The sequence below is a fragment of the Burkholderia sp. AU32262 genome, from assembly GCF_020419985.1.
GTDB classification, from domain to species: Bacteria; Pseudomonadota; Gammaproteobacteria; order Burkholderiales; family Burkholderiaceae; genus Burkholderia; species Burkholderia semiarida.
Map to the genome: position 1 here is coordinate 224,632 of NZ_JAIZRS010000009.1, position 17,886 is coordinate 242,517.

General features: G+C 64.4%; 18 protein-coding genes. 12 read left to right on the forward strand and 6 right to left on the reverse strand.

Annotated features, from left to right (window positions below; all coding sequences use genetic code 11):
* The first annotated feature begins 65 nt into the window (after positions 1-65).
* The 3 genes from LGN10_RS13860 (at position 66) to LGN10_RS13870 (ending at position 2,485) form a co-directional block, all read left to right on the forward strand.
* Positions 66-1,136 (forward strand): AraC family transcriptional regulator, encoded by a 1,071-nt coding sequence (locus LGN10_RS13860; protein ID WP_226223911.1) that lies wholly within the window; start codon positions 66-68, stop codon positions 1,134-1,136.
* A 204-nt stretch (positions 1,137-1,340) separates the two neighbouring features.
* Positions 1,341-1,886 (forward strand): hypothetical protein, encoded by a 546-nt coding sequence (locus LGN10_RS13865; protein ID WP_226094224.1) that lies wholly within the window; start codon positions 1,341-1,343, stop codon positions 1,884-1,886.
* Entirely contained in the window at positions 1,883-2,485 is a 603-nt protein-coding gene (locus LGN10_RS13870; protein WP_226223912.1) for a hypothetical protein, read from the forward strand. Before LGN10_RS13865 ends, LGN10_RS13870 begins: the two co-directional genes overlap by 4 nt.
* 99 nt (positions 2,486-2,584) lie before the next feature.
* On the opposite strand, the gene LGN10_RS13875 is transcribed toward LGN10_RS13870, so the two are convergent.
* From LGN10_RS13875 to LGN10_RS13885, 3 genes are all read right to left on the reverse strand, one after another.
* Complete coding sequence (locus tag LGN10_RS13875) at positions 2,585-3,064, reverse strand: aconitase X swivel domain-containing protein (protein ID WP_226223914.1); 480 nt, start codon at positions 3,062-3,064, stop codon at positions 2,585-2,587.
* Entirely contained in the window at positions 3,057-4,304 is a 1,248-nt protein-coding gene (locus tag LGN10_RS13880; RefSeq protein ID WP_226223920.1) for an aconitase X, read from the reverse strand. The genes LGN10_RS13875 and LGN10_RS13880 overlap by 8 nt, the downstream gene beginning before the upstream one ends.
* Before the next feature lie 177 nt (positions 4,305-4,481).
* A complete protein-coding gene (locus LGN10_RS13885) occupies positions 4,482-4,910 on the reverse strand; it encodes a MarR family winged helix-turn-helix transcriptional regulator (RefSeq protein WP_060967826.1) in 429 nt (142 codons plus the stop codon).
* A gap of 92 nt (positions 4,911-5,002) precedes the next feature.
* Here LGN10_RS13885 and LGN10_RS13890 point away from each other — a divergent pair, with 92 nt between their 5' ends.
* The 5 genes from LGN10_RS13890 (at position 5,003) to LGN10_RS13910 (ending at position 10,664) form a co-directional block, all read left to right on the forward strand.
* Positions 5,003-5,923 carry a LysR family transcriptional regulator gene (locus tag LGN10_RS13890; RefSeq protein ID WP_059575302.1) on the forward strand — a complete coding sequence of 307 codons (921 nt, stop codon included), beginning with the start codon at positions 5,003-5,005 and terminating at the stop codon, positions 5,921-5,923.
* A gap of 107 nt (positions 5,924-6,030) precedes the next feature.
* Complete coding sequence (locus LGN10_RS13895) at positions 6,031-6,462, forward strand: MarR family winged helix-turn-helix transcriptional regulator (protein ID WP_059575300.1); 432 nt, start codon at positions 6,031-6,033, stop codon at positions 6,460-6,462.
* A 64-nt stretch (positions 6,463-6,526) separates the two neighbouring features.
* On the forward strand, positions 6,527-7,621 hold the full coding sequence (locus LGN10_RS13900) for an HlyD family secretion protein (protein WP_089465436.1): 1,095 nt from the start codon (positions 6,527-6,529) through the stop codon (positions 7,619-7,621).
* A gap of 13 nt (positions 7,622-7,634) precedes the next feature.
* Entirely contained in the window at positions 7,635-9,209 is a 1,575-nt protein-coding gene (locus tag LGN10_RS13905) for a DHA2 family efflux MFS transporter permease subunit (RefSeq protein ID WP_226223922.1), read from the forward strand.
* Between the two features lie 18 nt (positions 9,210-9,227).
* Positions 9,228-10,664 (forward strand): efflux transporter outer membrane subunit, encoded by a 1,437-nt coding sequence (locus LGN10_RS13910; RefSeq protein ID WP_060009540.1) that lies wholly within the window; start codon positions 9,228-9,230, stop codon positions 10,662-10,664.
* A 46-nt stretch (positions 10,665-10,710) separates the two neighbouring features.
* Here the strand turns inward: LGN10_RS13910 and LGN10_RS13915 are convergent, their stop codons facing one another.
* Complete coding sequence (locus LGN10_RS13915; RefSeq protein WP_226223949.1) at positions 10,711-11,142, reverse strand: TIGR02594 family protein; 432 nt, start codon at positions 11,140-11,142, stop codon at positions 10,711-10,713.
* A 190-nt stretch (positions 11,143-11,332) separates the two neighbouring features.
* Between LGN10_RS13915 and LGN10_RS13920 the strand changes: the two genes are divergently transcribed.
* The 3 genes from LGN10_RS13920 to LGN10_RS13930 all read left to right on the forward strand — a co-directional run bounded on the left by LGN10_RS13920 (position 11,333) and on the right by LGN10_RS13930 (position 14,956).
* Positions 11,333-12,244 (forward strand): LysR substrate-binding domain-containing protein, encoded by a 912-nt coding sequence (locus LGN10_RS13920; protein WP_226223924.1) that lies wholly within the window; start codon positions 11,333-11,335, stop codon positions 12,242-12,244.
* A gap of 140 nt (positions 12,245-12,384) precedes the next feature.
* Positions 12,385-13,701, forward strand: coding sequence for an MFS transporter (locus tag LGN10_RS13925; protein WP_226223926.1), 1,317 nt, complete (start codon positions 12,385-12,387; stop codon positions 13,699-13,701).
* 13 nt (positions 13,702-13,714) lie between these two features.
* Positions 13,715-14,956, forward strand: a complete 1,242-nt coding sequence (locus tag LGN10_RS13930) for a metal-dependent hydrolase family protein (RefSeq protein WP_226223927.1) — start codon at positions 13,715-13,717, stop codon at positions 14,954-14,956.
* A gap of 200 nt (positions 14,957-15,156) precedes the next feature.
* Here LGN10_RS13930 and LGN10_RS13935 read toward each other — a convergent pair whose 3' ends face one another.
* Entirely contained in the window at positions 15,157-15,453 is a 297-nt protein-coding gene (locus LGN10_RS13935) for a hypothetical protein (RefSeq protein ID WP_226223929.1), read from the reverse strand.
* 45 nt (positions 15,454-15,498) lie between these two features.
* Positions 15,499-16,697, reverse strand: a protein-coding gene (locus LGN10_RS13940) for an IS3 family transposase (protein ID WP_226223951.1) whose coding sequence is annotated in 2 segments (ribosomal slippage) — positions 15,499-16,382 and positions 16,382-16,697 — 1,200 coding nt in all. Because the reading frame shifts where the segments join, the coding sequence is not laid out codon by codon here.
* A 154-nt stretch (positions 16,698-16,851) separates the two neighbouring features.
* On the opposite strand from LGN10_RS13940, the gene LGN10_RS13945 reads away from it, so the two are divergent.
* Positions 16,852-17,850 (forward strand): hypothetical protein, encoded by a 999-nt coding sequence (locus tag LGN10_RS13945; protein ID WP_226223931.1) that lies wholly within the window; start codon positions 16,852-16,854, stop codon positions 17,848-17,850.
* Positions 17,851-17,886 lie beyond the last annotated feature (36 nt).

The following is a 17,886-nucleotide window of genomic DNA, read 5'->3' on the forward strand; positions in this document are numbered from 1 at the left end:
CCAGTAAGCGATGCCTGCCATCGTAGGCGGGCGGCGCCTTGAACGTGAGGGGGCAAACAGCCATAATGCTTGTCATTTCCGGCCAAAACGACATGACCTCCCCGTCTCGCAAGGACCGCCTCGGGCTGCGCCGGCCGACGATTCCGGTCGCCTATACGCGCCTGCTGCTGCAGGCGCTGGCCGCACGCGGCGTCGATCTGGCCGCCGTGCGTGCCGGCACGGGCCTGCGCGACGCGGTGCTGGCCGAACCGGATGCGCGCGTCGCGCCGTCGCAATGGGGGCGGCTCGTGCTCAACGCGATCGAGATCGGCGGCGATCCGGGCATCGGGCTCGCGTTCGGGCTGCTGCTGAAGCCGACCGTGCACGGCTTTCTCGGCTATGCGACGCTGACCGCGCGGGACATCCGCGAAGCATTGTCGGTCACGCAGCGCTACTTCCGGATGCGCAATCGCCAGTACCGGCTGACCTATGCGGAAGACGAACGCGGCGCGACGCTCGAACTGCACGGCGTGCAGGCGAATCCCGTGCTGCAGCATCACGTGATGTTCGAATTCGTGCTGACGGGGCTCGCGCAGAACATCGCGCAATGGGCCGGTCGCCCGTCGCCGCCGATCAGGCTGCAATTCGCGTGGCCGGAGCCCGCGTATTTCGCGCGCTACCGCGATACGTTGCCGCCGGTCGAATTCGGCTGCGCGGCCAATGCGCTGTGGGTCGCGCACGACGTGCTCGACTGGCCGCTGCCGCTCGCCGATGAAGTCGCGCACCGGCAGGCGCTCGTGCAGGTGGAACGCGAATATGCACAGGTGCGGCAGGAGGAAGGCGATCTGGTCGAGCGCGTGCGGGCGGAACTGGCGCGCGCAGCCGGCGATTATCCGGGGCCGGACACGCTCGCCGATGCGCTGCTCGTGTCGACGCGCACGCTGCGGCGCCGGCTGGAGGAAGCGGGATCGAGCTATCGGCAATTGCTCGACGAAGCGCGGTTTCGCGACGCAAAGCAGTTGCTCGCCGCATCGGATCTCGACCTGAAAACGATCGCCGAGCGGCTGCAATTCACCGACCCGGCGAATTTCACGCGCGCGTTCCGGCGCTGGGCCGGGCAGACGCCAAGCGCGTTTCGGGAAGCGGCTGCGAGGTAATCGCGTCAGCGGTGACCCGGGCACCGGTGCGCGAATCACGCCGGACCGCTCGCGGCAGGGTGCGGGTGCGGCTGCGCGCGCATTTCAGTGCCACGCGCCGGCCAACCTTTCGCCCGGCAATGCCGGACGGCCCGCCGAAAGCTGTGGCGTATGATGGGCGCCACATCAAAACGACGTCGCGCGGCCCCACGCCCTCTCCGACCTATGCCCAATCGCACCACCCTGATCGAGGCCACGATCGACCGCGTCGATACCAACCTCATCCGAGTCAAGGCCGATGTCAGGAAGAACCCGCCATACCGTTTGACGATGCAGAACGTCTGCTACTTCGTCACGGCCAGCGACGTCGATGAAGAAGCATTCAAGCAGATCGAGAAACTGAGGCCCGGCATGTCGGTGCGCGCCTGCACATTCGAGCATCGCGGCCGTCGCCGAATCGCGTGGATCAGGAGCGGCAACCTTGCCATCGCGCCGTACGACGTGCGCGCGCAAAAGCGACGGAACCTGTCGCTGCTTGCCTGGTCGTCGTGCCTGCTCGTGCTGAGTCTGGGTATCGCTGCCGCGGCACTCCATTCAGGTTGGGCGTTCACCTCGGCAATGGCCACCGTCGTGGCCACTGTCGGTCTGGTTGGCAACGTGGTCGCCATCGGCGGCTTGTCCGACCTGATCTTCCAGCCGCAGCGACGCGAAGCCCAGGATGGCTGGCTAGGCGAACCGTCCGGTTTCAGCGCGGAGCGGAGCGGCCCATGACGAACCACGACATGCAGACCGTATCCGGCCGCGTGACGGCAATCGGCCAGCAATCGATCGAGACGAAGATCTGGAGCAACAACCTGGGCGCGACGACGCAAAGTATCGAGGAAATCACACTCCAACTCGATTCGCTCGCGTCCCCCCTCGTGTTCAGGACCAACCGGACGACCCGCCTGTTCATCGCCGATGGCGATCGATTGAACGTCGCCTATGCCGACGACCAGGATCGCCAGATCGTCTACGGCATCCGCAACATGACCGACGGTTCGGCTTATCTGCTGCGCCCCGCCAAAGTCGCCGGCGCCCGGGCCGATCTTTTCGTCATGCTCATTTGCGTGGTCGCCGCGGCCGTGGTCAGCGGAATCGTATCCGCGGTGACGCTCAGCATGGATTCGATGTTCGACGTGTTTGCGCTGATCAGCGCGAGTGTAATCGGCTTGTGCGTGCTGAGTGCGATCCTGCGCATCCTGTTCGGCGCGATCGTGTGGCCCGAAATCAGAAGACTGGCGCAGCCGGGCGGCAAACGCGAAATGAACGCGGCAGCTCAAGCGCTGTCGCTCACGCAGGAAGAAACCCGACACGTACGCTTCATCTGACCGGGACAGGTGCGGCTACCGCGCGGCGAACGACGCTGCTCGCCCCGGTTCGCATCGCCGCGGCCACCGCCTGACTCGCCGTCAATGCGCGCCGCTCGTTCAGGTCAAACCGGATCCGCCCGGACGAGCATCAGCGCCCAGATAAATCCGCGCACCGCCATCCCCTTCGCCCGCCTCGATTCGCACCTCGCCCGTCGCGGCGACGATTGCGTCATACACATCGTCGGCCACGCACACCACCGGCACCGCGATCGCATACAACTCGGCGGCCACGATCGCGCCGATCGAGATGATCAGGTCGCGTTCCTTCAGCACGATCCCGACCGGCCCCGTGCCGTTGCGCACCGCTTCCGCGAGCACGCTGCTGCTCGAACTCGAGCCCTTCGCGTGCGGCATCACCATCACCTTGCCGGCAAGGCTCGCGCCGGCTTGCGGATGCCCACGATCGACGATCCTGCCCGCGCCCGAGTCGTAGCCGCCCCAGAAGCTCAGCGGCTTGTCGAGCACGAACGGACGCGCACACGCGCTGCCCGGCACGAGCGTGTCGCCCGCCAAGAACTTGCCCGTCGCTTCAGTCATCGAATCGCACCTTGCCTTCGTACGCGGACCGCACGCATTCGCGCATGCTGCCGTACGCGACCGTCACGCCGATGTTCGCGGGCGCATATGACGCCCACTTCCCCGAGTTGGTCATCACCAGCCCCGACAACTGCTTCATCACCGGCGTGATGTACGTGCAGGTATCGACGACGATCTGGATGCCGCGCGCGGCGAATTTCTCCGCGAGGCCGGCTTCTTCCAGCTCCCACAAAATGAAGCGGCTCGTGTTCACGTAGAAATCGCAGGCCGGCTTGCCGTCGAAGGCGTCGAGCAACGTGTCGAGCGTGCGGAATTCGGCCAGCGAAAAATGCGGCGTGCCGAGCGCGACCGCGACGAGCGCGTCGCCGGCCGCGCCGTGATTCAGCGTGCGGCGAATCTCGTCGAGATCGGCCATCGCGATATCGACCGTGCGTTGCGCGGCGCGCCCGTGCAACGCGGCGTCGAGCGTCGGCGCCTCGGGCGTCACGCCCACTGCATGGAACAGCGCGACGGCCCCGCTCGACGCGGCGGCCGCGCCGAGCGCCTTGAGTTCGTCCTCGGTAGTGTCCGCCGGCAGCCCGACGATCGCCGGCACGACCGCGCCCGCGATCTTGCCGACCGCCAGCCCGAGCGCGGCGAAATAGATGTCGCGCGACGGCAGGCTGCTGAAGTCCGGCGCATTGAACACGATCCGCGCGGCGCGGTTCGCGTCGACATGCAGCCCCGCATACGGCGCGCGCCCCGTGATCGCGGCAGCCAGGTCGAGGAAATCGCCGTAGCGGCTCGTGCGTGCGCCCAGCACCGAGTTCGCGAACACGATCGCATTGGATTCGGCCCACGCGATCTGCTCGCCCAGCGCGGGGCGATGCTTCAGCTGATACGGCGCGCACGTGAAGCTCGATTCGCAGCCGAGCAACAAATGCGCGTCCATCAGGCGCCGCGCATCGCGTTGGATCGTGCGATCGCCGTGGTACAGCTCGGGATGGATCAAGTCGAGCGAGCCGACGTTCAACGTGGTCGGCACCGCGACCTTCGCGCCCGTTTCGACGAAATAGTCGACGAAGTCGAGGCTGGTCTGGCCGTGGTACAGGCAGCCGTCGATATGCGCGGACGTAATGTCGATCAGGTGAGGCGCGGACATCACTTGCGCGGTGCGCGCGACGATTCGCATCGCACGGGCGACGCCGTCGCCGAAATCCCCGCGCAACATCGCGTCGTCGCGGTCACTCAACTGCAGCATCCGGTTGCTCCTCGTGACGCGTGCCGGCGGCGCCGGCTGCGTGAAATCCGTCAGAGGACTCTACAACTGGAAATAAAAACTGTCCAGATTTTCACGAATCCGGACCCACACAAAACCACTTTCAGCGAAATTCGGCAACTAAATCACATAATGGCTCGCATTCCAATCCAGTTCGCCCTAACGCTCCGCAGTCAGGCTGAACAACTCGTCACGCAGCGCCTTTGCGCGATCGCGGCCGAACTGCGCGTCGAATTCGTCTTGCGCGGCCTGCCACGCAACTTTCGCCTGCGCGAACGTGCGCTCGCCGAGCTTCGTGAGATGGAGCGCATGCGCACGCGCATCGTGCTCGGATGCAGCCGTCGCGACGAAGCCATCGCGCTGCAACGGCTTCAGCGCGCGCAGCAAGGTCGTGCGATCCATCACGAGCGTGTCGGCGAGTTCGCTCATCAGCAGGCCGGGCCGGCGTTTGAGGTTCACCATGATCGAGAACTGGGCGGGCGTGACGCCAACCGGGGCCAGATGGCGTTCGTACAGTTGCGTGACGAAGCGCGCCGCCTGGCGCAGCGCGAGACAGTTGCACGCCTCGGAAATCGGAATGTCGTTCATGTTCCGGAATCTATATGTGCATATGCATAAAGTCAATGTACACTCCGCGGTAACAACGGCCGGCGGCCGGCCATCGCGTCAAGGAGACGGACATGGACTACATCGACAAGCTGCGGATCTTCCGGTCGGTGGTGGAGATGCGCAGCTTCACGCGCGCCGCCGACATGCACGGCCTCGCGCGGCCGGTCGTCTCGCGCGCGGTGGCCGATCTGGAGGCGCGTTTCGGCAGCCGTCTGCTGCACCGGACCACGCGCCAGGTGTCGCTGACCGAGACGGCCGAGCGAATCTACGAGCGTTGCGCGGCCGTGCTCGACGAGCTCGACGCGCTGGAAGTTCAAGCGCAGGCACACACGCGCGAGCCCGAGGGCCTGCTGCGCCTCGTCGCGCATACGACGGCCGCGCTGAACCGGCTCGTGCCGTTGATCGCCGGCTTCAAGGCCGCGCACCCGAACGTGCGCCTCGACGTCACGCTGACCGAGCGCCCGGTCGATCTGGTCGGCGAAGGCTACGACATCGGCATCGTCGTGCCGTACATGCTGACGAGCGAATCGACCGTCGTGCGGCTGATCGAGCGCATTCCGGTCGTGATCGTCGCCACGCCTGCGTATCTGCACGCGCATGCGCGCCCCGAAAGCCCGGCCGACCTCGCCGATCATCCGTTCGTGCCGATCTCGCCGTCGCTGCGCCGCCCGGCGCTGTCCTTCCGCGTCGACGGCGACACGGTCACCGTGCCGTTCCGTTTCGACATCTCGTCGAACAGCCCCGTGTTCAACCGCGAAATGGTGATGCACGACTTCGGCATCGGCGTCGTCCCGAAAACGCTCGTCGAGGCCCAACTCGCGTCGGGCGCGCTCGTGCAGTTGCTGGAAGGCGCCGATCTCGTCGATGCGTTCGTCGAAATCAAGCTCGCGTACGCGAACCGCTCGCTGCTGCCCGCGAAGGTGAAGGCGTTCATCGACTACACGGCCGCGTATTGCGACCGCGAAGGCTGGAGCGTCCCGGCCGCGGCGTGACCGGGCGCGGGAACGCGCCTTTGCGACGCCGATTGGTACAGCCACGACACCAATCTGATCCTGTCCCGCCCCTCGCTTCGCGCCGCCCCGCCCCCTAACATGTGCACATGCACAAGACCACGCTCACCGATGACGATTGCTTCGCGGTCCGGCAAGCCGCCCGGCGAATCTCGCAGTTCTACGAGCGCTATCTGTCGCGGGCGGGCGTCACGCCGTCGCAGTACAGCATCCTCGCGCTGCTGCGCGAGCGGCCCGGCCTGACGATGGCGACACTGTCGAACGTGCTGGTGATCGAACGCACCGCGTTGCTGCGCGCGCTCAGGCCGCTCGTCGGCGCGGCGCTGGTGACGGGGCGGATCGAGCCGCCATGCCGCGGCCAGACGTTCGCGCTGACCGCGCACGGCGAAACCAAGGTGGCCGATGCGCACGTGCACTGGCTCGCCGCGCAGGAAGCGTTCGAGCGGTACTTCGGGTCGGCGCAGGCGGCCCGACTGAGAGACGAATTGTTCCGGATCACGCACAACCTGCCGGAACGCTAACCCCTTCCTCGATCGACACGACGACGTCGATCGTTTTGATTAGTGCATATACATAGGTGAATCGATGGATACGACTCAAGACGCTGCCTCGTCACGCGAAGCAGCCACAACCGAGCGGCCCGCGAAGCAACAACGCCGCGTGCCGTGGATGCGCATCGCGGCGGGCGCCGTCGTCGTCGTGGTCGCGGCCGCCGCGCTCGACTGGCTGTTCGTGCTGCGCTTCCAGGAAAGCACCGACGATGCGTACGTCGGCGGTGACGTGACGGTGCTCGCACCGAAGGTCAGCGGTTTCGTCGACAAGATCCTCGTGACCGACAATCAGCGCGTGAAGGCCGGCGACGTGCTCGTGCAGCTCGATGCGCGCGACTACGACGCGAAGCTCGCTCAGGCCAGCGCAGAAGTCGACAGCGCGCGCTCCGCCGTGACCGAACTCGAAGCGAAGCAGCAGCTGCAATTCGCGGTGATCGGTCAGCACGCGGCAGACAAGAATGCGTCGTCGGCCGAGTTGACGCGCGCGGCATCCGATCGCGTGCGCTATCGCGAACTCGTGAAGTCGGACGCCGTATCGAACCAGATCGTCGAGCGCGCGGACGCCGATTACTCGAAGGCCGGCGCGGCCGTCGAACGCAGCGACGCCGCGCTGCTCGCATCGAAGCGGCAGCTCGACGTGCTCGGCGCGCAACTCGCCGATGCGCGGGCCCGCGTGAACACCGCGCTCGCCGCGCAGCGCGTCGCGGCGCTCAACGTCGAATACACGACGATCCGCTCGCCGGTCGACGGCTACGTCGGCAACCGCACGGGCCGCGTGGGGATGCTCGCGAACGTCGGCGTGCCGCTGCTGACGGTCGTGCCGGCTAGCGGCCTGTGGATCGACGCGAACTTCAAGGAAGACCAGCTTCGCAAGATGCGCGCGGGCGATCGCGTCGACGTCGCGCTCGATGCGTCGAGCACGCGCCTGCACGGCCGCGTCGACAGCCTCGCACCCGCGACCGGCGCGACCTTCAGCGTGCTGCCGCCCGAGAACGCGACCGGCAACTTCACGAAGATCGTCCAGCGCGTGCCCGTGCGCGTGCATCTCGATCCGCAGCCGGGCATCGAGCAGGTGCTGCGCCCCGGGCTCTCCGCGGTCGTGACCGTGCATACCGACCACAAGAACTGAGCGGGAGCCGACGATGACCACCGCGTTTTCCGGCGACCCCGCGTCGCAACCGACCAGGCAGCGCGTGTTCGCATTCGCGCTGATGTGCGTCGGCTTCTTCATGGCGACGCTCGACATCCAGATCGTCGCGTCGTCGCTGCGCGACATCGGCGGCGGGCTGTCCGCGAGCCAGGACGAACTGTCGTGGGTGCAGACGGCCTACCTGATCGCCGAGATCATCGTGATCCCGATGTCGGGCTGGCTGTCGAAGGTGATGTCGACGCGCTGGCTGTTCGCCGCGTCGGCCGTCGGCTTCACGATCACCAGCATGCTGTGCGGGCTCGCGTGGGACATCAACTCGATGATCCTGTTTCGCGGCATGCAGGGCGCGCTCGGCGCCGCGATGATCCCGACCGTGTTCACCACCGCGTTCGTGTTGTTCCCCGGCAAGCAGCGGCTGATCGCGTCGACGACCATCGGCGCGCTCGCGTCGCTCGCGCCGGCGATCGGCCCCGTGATCGGCGGCTGGATCACCGACCAATGGTCGTGGCACTGGCTGTTCTACCTGAACCTCGTGCCGGGCATCGCGGTAGCCGTGCTCGTGCCGCGCTACGTGCATATCGACGCGCCCGATCTCAGCCTGATCAAGCGCGGCGACTATCTCGGCATCGCGTTGATGTCCGGCTTCCTAGGCTGCCTCGAATACGTGCTCGAGGAAGGCCCGCGCAAGAACTGGTTCGGCGACGACGCGATCGTGATCTGCGCGTGGATCGCCGGCATCTGCGGCTTCCTGTTCATCGTGCATGCGCTGACCGCGAAAGACCCGATCGTCGACCTGCGCGCGCTCGCCGTGCGCAACTTCGGGATCGGCAGCCTGCTGTCGTTCGTGACCGGCATCGGGATTTTCGTGACCGTGTTCCTGACGCCGCTGTTTCTCGCGCAGGTGCGTGCGTTCAGCTCGTTGCAGATCGGCATCGCGCTGCTGTCCGTCGGCGCGTTCCAGTTGATCGCGTTGTGCGCGTATGCGTTCGCCGCGCGCTACTTCAGCATGCGTGCGCTGCTCGTGTTCGGGTTGGTCTGTTTCGGCCTCGGCTGCTACCTGTATACGCCGATCACGCACGACTGGGGCTGGCGGGAGCTGCTGCTGCCGCAGGCGCTGCGCGGCATCGGCCAGCAGTTCAGCGTGCCGCCGATCGTGACGATGGCGCTCGGCTCGCTGCCGCAGTCGCGGCTGAAATCGGCGAGCGGCCTGTTCAACCTGATGCGTAACCTCGGCGGCGCGATCGGTATCGCGGTGAGCGCGACGATGCTGAACGACCGGCTGAATTTTCACTATCTGCGGCTGAACGAGCACGTGAGCGCCGGCGAACCGCAGATCGCGTCGCTGCTCGACCGCCAGGCCGCGTACTGGGGATCGGTGGCCGGCAATACGCTGAATACCGCGCAGGCCGGGCTCGCGAACCTGCATCGGCTGATCTACCGAGAAGCGCTGACGCTGACTTATGCGGATGCGTACTACGCGCTGTCGCTGTGCTTCGTCGTCGCGCTGCTTGCCGTCGTGTTTTCCAAACCCATTACGTTGAACGCGCCGCCGCCGGACGCGCACTGAGGTCAAGGGATCGTCATCATGAAGAAGTTACTCGTCGCGCTGGCCGTCAGCGCATTCGCCGCCGGGTGTGCGGTGCAGCCCGCGCAGCATCCGGCGCTTCAGGATTCGGTTCGAACGCTCGCGCCTGATGGTTGGGATACCAATGTGCCGCGCGCGGATATCGACGCCGCCGCCTGGTGGGCGCAATTCCACGATCCCGTGCTCGACAAGCTGATCGCCGCGGTGCTCGACGGCAATCTCGATCTGCAAGCCGCGGCCGAACGCGTGAAGCAGGCGCAGGCGCTGACCGTGCAGAAACGCGCGGTGCTGCTGCCCGAACTCGACGCGACCGCGCACGCGGCCGATGCGCGGCAGAACACGCCGCCGCCGCTCGGCTACGTGCGGCAGGCGGGCGCCGGGCTCGCGCTGAGCTGGTCGCCCGATGTGTTCGGCGGAGAGCGGCTCGATCTGCTTGCTGCTCAAGCGGAGTTGGTCGGGCAAAAGCATGCGGAAGATGCGATGCGGCTCGCGCTCGCGGCCGATGCGGCATCCGCGTATGTCGATCTGCGCTGGGCGCAGCAGGAATTGAAGATCCTGCAGGACAACGCGAAAATCCGCCAGCATGCGCTCGAACTCACGCGCAAGCGGCAGGCGTTCGGGCTGTCGACGGAACTCGACGTGACGCGGGCGCAGAACCAGCTCGATGCACTCGAAGCCCGGATTCCGCCGACGCAGGCGCAGATTTCGCATCAGCTCAATCTGATTGCCGTGTATTCCGGGCGCACGCCGGAATCGGTCGATCGGCTCGTGCTGGCGCAGGCTGGCGAGATTCCCGCGCCGCCGGCGGGCGCGCCGGGGACGTTGCCTTCGCAAGCGTTGTTGCGGCGGCCGGATGTGCTGACTGCCTATGCTCAAGTCGAGCGTCGTGCGGCACAAGTCGGCGTGGCGAAGGCCGAACGGTATCCGAAGTTTTCGTTGAACCTGACGGACGGGATTCTCGCGGCTTCGTATCTCGGGTTGCCAACGTTGACCGATAACCTGTTCAGCGCGGCGTTGAGCGCGACGAGCCCGATCTTCAACGCGGGACGGATTACCGCCGATATCTCGCAGAGCGAAAGCCGGATGCGCGAGTCCGAACTCGGATTACGGCAGACGATGCTGCAAGCGTTGCGGGAAGTCGAGGATGCGCGCGCCAATCTCGTCAGTTCCGATGAGGCGACGCGGAAGTTGGGTAGCGCGCTTTCGGCTTCGGACAAGGCGCTTGGGTTGGCGAATCAGCTTTATAAGGGCGGTGCGACGGATTTTCTGGATGTGCTGTCAGCGCAGGAGGTATATCTGCGCGATTCGGATTCGCTCAACCAGGTCAAGCGCGAGCACGCGCTGGCGGCGGTGGCGTTGTATCGGTCGCTGGGGGGTGGGTGGAGCAGGAACGATGCGGCGGGTGGGCCGGAGGTGGAGGCCGTCGCGAAGAATTGAAGCCGATGCCCGATACAGATGCAGGCCGCGTCGACGGCTCGCACCGTTACTCAACCACGGCGCGGTGGTTATCCGGCATCGGCCAGCGGTAGCCGATCACTTCGTTCAGCGGGTACGCGAGTTCGCGAACTTCTTCCAGTTGATTGCCGCCGAACAGGTGGACGTGTTCGGCGTCGTGACGCAGGTAGAAACCGACGTGCCCTTTCCAGCTCGTCGGGTCGTCACGCGTCAGGATCGCGATGCAGCCGTACACCGGACGCTCCAGCGGTTTGCCCCATTCCAGCCACGAGCGTGCGAGCGCGGAGCCGGTGCCGCGGAATCCGGCGTGCGCCACGCACCAGTTCACGAACGACGAGCACCAGGAAATCTTGTCGTCGTAGCCGACCAGGTTCGTCTGGTTGTTGTACTCGACGATGCGTGGGTTGATGCTGCCCGGCGGGTGGCGGCGGATGCCGAGTTCGGCCAGCGCGACGGGCATCCAGGGTGGGTGGACGGCGTTCACTTTGCTCTCAGGGTTTGATAGGGTCACGTCGTTCTCGGGAACGTGTCGGGGTTGTTTCGCTCAATCTTCGCACGAATATCGCGAATCCACGACGCCCTTCATAGATTACGATTTCCGTCGACTCCCCCCGTATCATGGAGGCAGCGCCCTCGACTCCCTGCCCGCCATGCGCATCACGCCTCTCCCGCCCCTGCAGTGCCTCGTCGCGTTCGAAGCCGCCGTGCGGCACGCGAGTTTCACGAAAGCCGCCGCCGAACTGCACCTGACCCAAAGCGCGATCAGCCGCCAGATCCAGCAGCTCGAGGAATTCCTCGGCCGCTCGCTGTTCGTTCGCGAACACCGTTCGCTGCGGCTGACGATCGCCGGCGAGCAATACGCGGCGCAGGTCCACCATCTGCTCACGCAATGCGCGCAAGCCACGCACGACGTGATGAAGCCGTACGGCGATCTCGAACTGACGATCGCGTGCTCATCCGGCGTCGCGCTGCTGTGGCTCACGCCGCGGCTGCCGAATTTTCGCGCCACGTATCCGAACATCAAGCTGCGCCTGATCGTACGCGACAGTCTTGCATCGATGTCGCCCGCGGAATTCGACGTCGGTGTCTACTACGTGCGCCAGCAGGCGCCGGCCGAATACACCGCGCGCCGGCTGTTCGACGAAGAAGTGTTCCCCGTCTGCGCGCCCGGCTATCTGGCCGGCCGCACGCTCGACGCGGCCGATCTCGCGAACGAAACGCTGCTGCGCCTCGAAGACGGCCAGCGGCAATGGATGTCGTGGTCCGAATGGTTCGACCTGAACGACGTCGACCGGCAGAAGGCGCAGCCGCAGGACATCACGATCAACTCGTATCCGCAGATCGTGCAGATGACGATTCTCAGCCAAGGCGTGTCGCTCGGCTGGCGTTACATGATCGACGCGTGCATCGAAGCCGGGCTGCTCGTGCGCGTGACGGAAGCGTCCGCAAGCCACGGCGGCGGCTATTACGTGATCTCGCCGAACGACCGCGCTCAGAACCAGGCCGCCCGCCTGTTCACCCGCTGGCTGTTCGAACAGGCGGAGCAGCAGACCGGGGCCTGAATGCCCCGAACGCCCGAACACGACGCATGCGTGCAGCGCATGCCTGCATGCGAATCTTTCGTTTCAGAAAAAAATCCGGCTCTCCTTAGTATGGGATTCAAGCGGGGCAGCCGTCCCGTCTTCTGACCAAGGAAGAGACCATGCAAGGAACGCTTTCCCCGCGCGCCGCGCCTTCCGTCGATGCGGCGGTGCAACAGCGCCGCCGCGCCATCGTCGCGACCGTCATCGGCAACGGCCTCGAATGGTTCGACTTCACCGTCTACAGCTTCTTCGCGGTGATCATCGCGAAGCTGTTTTTCCCGACCGGCAACGAACTGACATCCGTACTGCTCACCGTCGCGACGTTCGGCGTGGGCTTCTTCATGCGGCCGGTGGGCGGCATCGTGCTCGGCGTCTATGCCGACAAGGTCGGGCGCAAGGCCGCGCTGTCGCTCACGATCCTGCTGATGGCGGCCGGCACCGCGCTGATCGGGATCGCGCCGACTTACGAACAGGCCGGCATCGCCGCGCCGCTGATGATCGTCGTCGCGCGGCTGCTGCAAGGTTTCTCGGCCGGCGGCGAGATGGGCGGCGCCACCGCGTTCCTCACCGAATACGCGCCGGCGGAGAAGCGCGCGTATTACTCGAGCTGGATCCAGTCGAGCATCGGCTTCGCGGTGCTGTTGGGTGCGGCGACCGGCACGTTCGTCACGACGTCGCTCGACACGCAGGCGCTGCATAGCTGGGGCTGGCGGCTGCCGTTCCTGCTCGGGATCATCGTCGGGCCGGTCGGCTACTTCATTCGCAGCCATATCGACGAGACGCCCGCGTTCAGCGCCGTCGAATCGCAGGCGAAGGAAAGCTCGCCGCTGAAGGAAGTGCTGCACACGTATCCGCGCGAAACGTTCGCGAGTTTCTCGATGGTCATCCTGTGGACCGTCTGCACTTACGTGCTGCTGTTCTACATGCCGACCTATTCCGTGCGCACGCTGCATCTGCCGCAATCGACCGGCTTCACGGCCGGCATGGTCGGCGGGCTGATGATCATGTGCTGCTCGCCGATCGTCGGGCGACTCGCCGACGCGTGGGGACGGCGCGTGTTCCTGTCCGGCTCGGCGCTCGCGATCCTCGTGCTCGCATGGCCGATGTTCTCGTGGATCAACCATGCGCCCGGGTTCGCGTCGCTGATCGTGTTCCAGGCCGTGTTCGGCGTGCTGATCGCGACCTATACGGGGCCGATCCTCGCGGCGTTCGCGGAGCTGTTTCCGACCAAGGTGCTGTCGACCGGGTTGTCCGTGGCGTACAACTTCGCGGTGACGATCTTCGGCGGGTTCGCGCCGTTCCTGATCACGTGGCTCATCGCCCGCACCGGCAGCAACATGGCGCCCGCGTTCTACGTGATGCTCGCGGCGGCCGTCAGTTTCGTCGGTACGCGCTTCGTGAAGGATGCGAAGCGTGCGGCCGCAACGACTCGATAAGGATTTTTTCTCCATGACTATTACCGTGCTTCAAGGCGGCAACGTGCTCGACCTCGAACGAGGCGTGTTGCTCGAACATCATCATGTCGTGATCGAAGGCGAGCGGATCGTCGAAGTCACCGATCGGCCGGTGGATTTGCCGAATGCGCAGGTGATCGACGTGCGCGGCAAGACCGTGATGCCGGGGTTCATCGATTGCCATGTGCATGTGCTGGCGTCGAATGCGAACCTGGGCGCGAATGCGACGCAGCCGAATATTCTCGCAGCGATTCGGTCACTGCCGATTCTCGATGCGATGTTGTCGCGTGGGTTTACCAGTGTGCGGGATGCGGGGGGCGCGGATTGGAGCCTGATGCAGGCGGTCGAGACGGGGCTGATTCCGGGGCCGCGGATTTTTCCGTCGGGGAAGGCGCTGTCGCAGACGGGCGGGCATGGGGATTTCCGGCCGCGCGGCGACGTGCTGGAGCCCTGCTCCTGCTGTTTCAGGACGGGGGCGATTGCGCGAGTGGTCGATGGCGTCGAAGGCGTGCGGCTCGCCGTGCGTGAGGAGATTCAGAAAGGCGCGACGCAGATCAAGATCATGGCGTCAGGCGGCGTGGCTTCGCCGACCGATCCGATCGCGAACACGCAGTATTCGGAGGACGAGATTCGGGCGATCGTCGACGAGGCCGAGGCCGCGAATACGTATGTGATGGCGCATGCATATACGGGGCGGGCGATTGCGCGGGCCGTGCGATGCGGCGTGCGGACGATCGAGCACGGGAATCTCGTGGATGAAGCGGCTGCCGCGCTCATGCATGAGCGGGGGGCGTTTGTGGTGCCGACGCTTGTGACTTATGACGCGCTGGCGAAACATGGAGCGGAGTTCGGGATGCCGGCGGACTCCATCGCGAAGGTGGCTTCCGTGCAGCAGAAAGGACGCGAGTCGCTCGATATCTATGCGAAGGCCGGCGTGAAGATGGGGTTCGGGTCGGATCTGCTCGGCGAGATGCACGCGTTTCAGTCTGGGGAGTTCCGGATTCGGGCGGAGGTGCTTGGGAATCTGGAAGCGCTCAGGTCGGCGACGACGGTGGCGGCGGAGATTGTGAATATGACCGGGCATCTTGGGGTGGTTGCCGTGGGGGCGATCGCCGATCTCGTCGTGCTGGATGGGAATCCGCTCGAAGATATCGGAGTCGTTGCCGATGAAGGCGCGCGGGTCGAGTATGTGTTGCAGCGGGGGGCAGTTGTGAAGCGGCGGGTTGGCGGGCGGTGATTGGACGCCATTCGGTAGCTTCGGCAGGCGCAGCGCGGCCTCACGGGCCTTGCGATCGTGACAGTTGTTGACGATGGCTATCGGTGTGAGTCGCGGCGTTCGCGACAATGGCCGGGGCGGTGTCGCCCCGGCAGTCAAGCGCATTCGGGTAACACTTGCGTCCCAGTCGCTAGAGCCGCATCAAGCGGCCCTTGCAGACGTTATAGCGGCGACGGTCCCCGGTCAGGATCGTGGTACGACTGCTCTCGCAACGCCAACTGGCTGTAGTCCGGCGTGATCGTGATCTGCCGGGTCACGTAGTTGGTGTCCAGGTATACGCGGTCGCCAGGCTTGAATCCGAAGATCTTGAAATCAATGTCGATTGCCTTCATCCACGGCAGGTACGGCCAGCCACGCTTGGGAAGGTCCGGGTAGTTGCGCAGAACCAGCTCAAACGTCTTTTGCATGTTGATCGGTTTGTTCTTTCTACGACGTGGCTTAGTATTGGCGTCAGCCATTTCCGACTTGGAGTTGCCCCTGTAACTCAGGACACGCGGACACCGTTAGGTTGATGACACCAAATTACGCCTGAACTCGCGAGGCGAGCGGTATTTCAGGGCTTTGTGCGGGTGGCGCTCATTGTAGTGTTCAAACGCGATAGCCAGACGCGAGAGCGCTGTTGGTGCGTCAGACTTGTCCATATAGGCGACGTAATTGTGCTTCATGGTCTTCACGAACGATTCGGCCATGCCATTGCTCTGCGGCGAACGAACCGGCGTGGTCAGCGGCTCAAGACCCAGTTCGCGAGCGAAGCTGCGCGTGCGATGGTCGATGTAGGCCGAGCCGTTGTCCGTCAGCCATTCAATGGGCTGCGCGGCCTGTGTGGTGCCGAAGCGCTGTTCGACGGCGGCCAGCATCACGTCGCGCACCATATCACCGCTATGCCCGCCGGTCGTCGCTGCCCAGCTAATCGCCTCGCGGTCGCAGCAGTCCAGCGCAAACGTCACGCGCAGCGGCGTACCATCGTCGCACCGGAACTCGAAGCCATCGGAGCACCAGCGGGTGTTGCTGCGGTCCACGGCAACGCGACCGTCATGTCGCCGCTTGTCTCGCCGCACGCCAGGGCGGCGCAGCAGCAACTGATGCTCCCGCATGACCCGATACACGCGCTTGGCGTTGATGCACGGCGCACCGGTCTGCTCCCGACTGCGGCGCAGCAGCGCCCAGACACGCCGGTAGCCGTAGGTCGGCAGATGCGCCACCTGGGCCTGAATCTCCTCGACCAACCCGGCATCATCGGTCATGCGGGCACGGCGACCATCGCGCCAGTCAGACGAGCGAGTTCGCTTCACCGCCACGGCAGAGCGCGCCACGCCGAGAACTTCGCAGACCGTCTTCATCGGTCGTCCCCCGGCAGCAAGGGCGAGCGCGCAATCAGGTTTTTTGAACGGCCCCATTCCACGGCTTCTTTCAGGATTTCGACCTCCAGCGTCTTCTTCCCGAGTAGCCGTTGCAGTTCCTTGATTTCCTTGATGGCGGCGGCCAGCTCAGATGCCGGCACAACGGTTTCGCCTGCCTTCACCGCCGCCAGACTGCCTTCCTGGTATTGCTTGCGCCAGCCGAACACCTGGTTGGCATTGACGCCGTGCCGACGTGCAACGGCCGACACCGACGCTCCCGGCTCCAATGTTTCCTGCACGATGGCGATTTTTTCTTGCGCCGTGCGCCGACGACGGCGCTCCGGCTCGGTCAGAATTTCGATGCTTTCCACGTCATGACTAGGCTTACTGATAGGCACAAGACTATCCCTTATTTTAAGAGAGTCCTCGTGTCCTCAGATACGTGGGGCCGCTCCACTTCGACATAACGCAAGGCATATACTACTGACTTCTCCATTAATGGACATTTATAGTCAAATGCTTACAATTGCCAAGATATTCTGGGCTGCAGTTCTCGTTATAGCGATTCCCATCATTGCATCGTGGTTCGCGGTCGCCGGAATTCCGAAGTGGAGCGAAACGGTTAAGGTCAAAGAAACGGCAATCTCTCGCCTCCGTGAACATGCGACCAATGCATCGTCTGGAAGAATCACGGTAGCCGTCGTATTCGTATTGCTTCTACAAGGCATTGGCACCATCAACTGGCGACAGGCCATCACGGTCGAGGACGGCGTTCAGTGGTTGTTCATCGTGTCATTTGGTGGCGTGGCGGCGTCCCTTTACTTCGGTTGCCGTGTGCTGTCCGACAGTTCGCTCGCCACCTGCCCTGGATGTCAGTGGCTCTGGGGTCTTCTCGTACTTGTCGCAATTTGGTTTGGTCGCGCCCGCACCCAAACCGATCTCGCGACAATATTCGGTGCGGTATCTGACAAACTACCCTTGGCTTCCAATGTAGGTGTCTTCCTGCGCGCCTTCGGGCACGTATCGTTAGCGATGGCCGTGGTAATGCTTCTTGCTGAAGGCTCCGCCGTTGTTCTTTATTTTGGCTTCGAACAAATATTCGGTAAATCTGTACCCGAAAATGAAACATCGCGTGCCCGTGGATGGATTGCATTATTCAATACATTTGCAGTGATGCTCTCTGCGGGTCTTTCCCTTAGCGCAGCGTCAGTTCTCGCCTTTAACGATCAACCAGTCCGTTCAAGCGTCGGACGCATAGCGTTCGAAACTGATCTTCTCCCAGAGTCTGCGTGCACCGGACGATCCAAAGACAAAGACAATGCAAATAAGGTCTTATTTCGAAGCGACGACCGAGAGCAGGCAATCGTATTTGCTCTCCCTTCCGTCCCAAGCAACCATGTCGACGCAACTCGCCCGCGCGTCCCAAGGCCCATCATTAAATGGCAGCCAGAAGACTATGCTGCCGTCACGCCAAAAGCGATCGCGATCGACAGAGATTGCAAGCTTATTGATTAAACCACGCATGGTTTATCAGTCCCCCGCTCGTCTGCC

Coding starts and splice junctions, on each gene's coding strand:
- LGN10_RS13860 (WP_226223911.1), top strand. CDS start 66: ATGCTTGTCATTTCCGGCCAAAACGACATGACCTCCCCGTCTCGCAAG.
- LGN10_RS13865 (WP_226094224.1), top strand. CDS start 1,341: ATGCCCAATCGCACCACCCTGATCGAGGCCACGATCGACCGCGTCGAT.
- LGN10_RS13870 (WP_226223912.1), top strand. CDS start 1,883: ATGACGAACCACGACATGCAGACCGTATCCGGCCGCGTGACGGCAATC.
- LGN10_RS13875 (WP_226223914.1), bottom strand. CDS start 3,064: ATGACTGAAGCGACGGGCAAGTTCTTGGCGGGCGACACGCTCGTGCCG.
- LGN10_RS13880 (WP_226223920.1), bottom strand. CDS start 4,304: ATGCTGCAGTTGAGTGACCGCGACGACGCGATGTTGCGCGGGGATTTC.
- LGN10_RS13885 (WP_060967826.1), bottom strand. CDS start 4,910: ATGAACGACATTCCGATTTCCGAGGCGTGCAACTGTCTCGCGCTGCGC.
- LGN10_RS13890 (WP_059575302.1), top strand. CDS start 5,003: ATGGACTACATCGACAAGCTGCGGATCTTCCGGTCGGTGGTGGAGATG.
- LGN10_RS13895 (WP_059575300.1), top strand. CDS start 6,031: ATGCACAAGACCACGCTCACCGATGACGATTGCTTCGCGGTCCGGCAA.
- LGN10_RS13900 (WP_089465436.1), top strand. CDS start 6,527: ATGGATACGACTCAAGACGCTGCCTCGTCACGCGAAGCAGCCACAACC.
- LGN10_RS13905 (WP_226223922.1), top strand. CDS start 7,635: ATGACCACCGCGTTTTCCGGCGACCCCGCGTCGCAACCGACCAGGCAG.
- LGN10_RS13910 (WP_060009540.1), top strand. CDS start 9,228: ATGAAGAAGTTACTCGTCGCGCTGGCCGTCAGCGCATTCGCCGCCGGG.
- LGN10_RS13915 (WP_226223949.1), bottom strand. CDS start 11,142: ATGCCCGTCGCGCTGGCCGAACTCGGCATCCGCCGCCACCCGCCGGGC.
- LGN10_RS13920 (WP_226223924.1), top strand. CDS start 11,333: ATGCGCATCACGCCTCTCCCGCCCCTGCAGTGCCTCGTCGCGTTCGAA.
- LGN10_RS13925 (WP_226223926.1), top strand. CDS start 12,385: ATGCAAGGAACGCTTTCCCCGCGCGCCGCGCCTTCCGTCGATGCGGCG.
- LGN10_RS13930 (WP_226223927.1), top strand. CDS start 13,715: ATGACTATTACCGTGCTTCAAGGCGGCAACGTGCTCGACCTCGAACGA.
- LGN10_RS13935 (WP_226223929.1), bottom strand. CDS start 15,453: ATGGCTGACGCCAATACTAAGCCACGTCGTAGAAAGAACAAACCGATC.
- LGN10_RS13945 (WP_226223931.1), top strand. CDS start 16,852: ATGCTTACAATTGCCAAGATATTCTGGGCTGCAGTTCTCGTTATAGCG.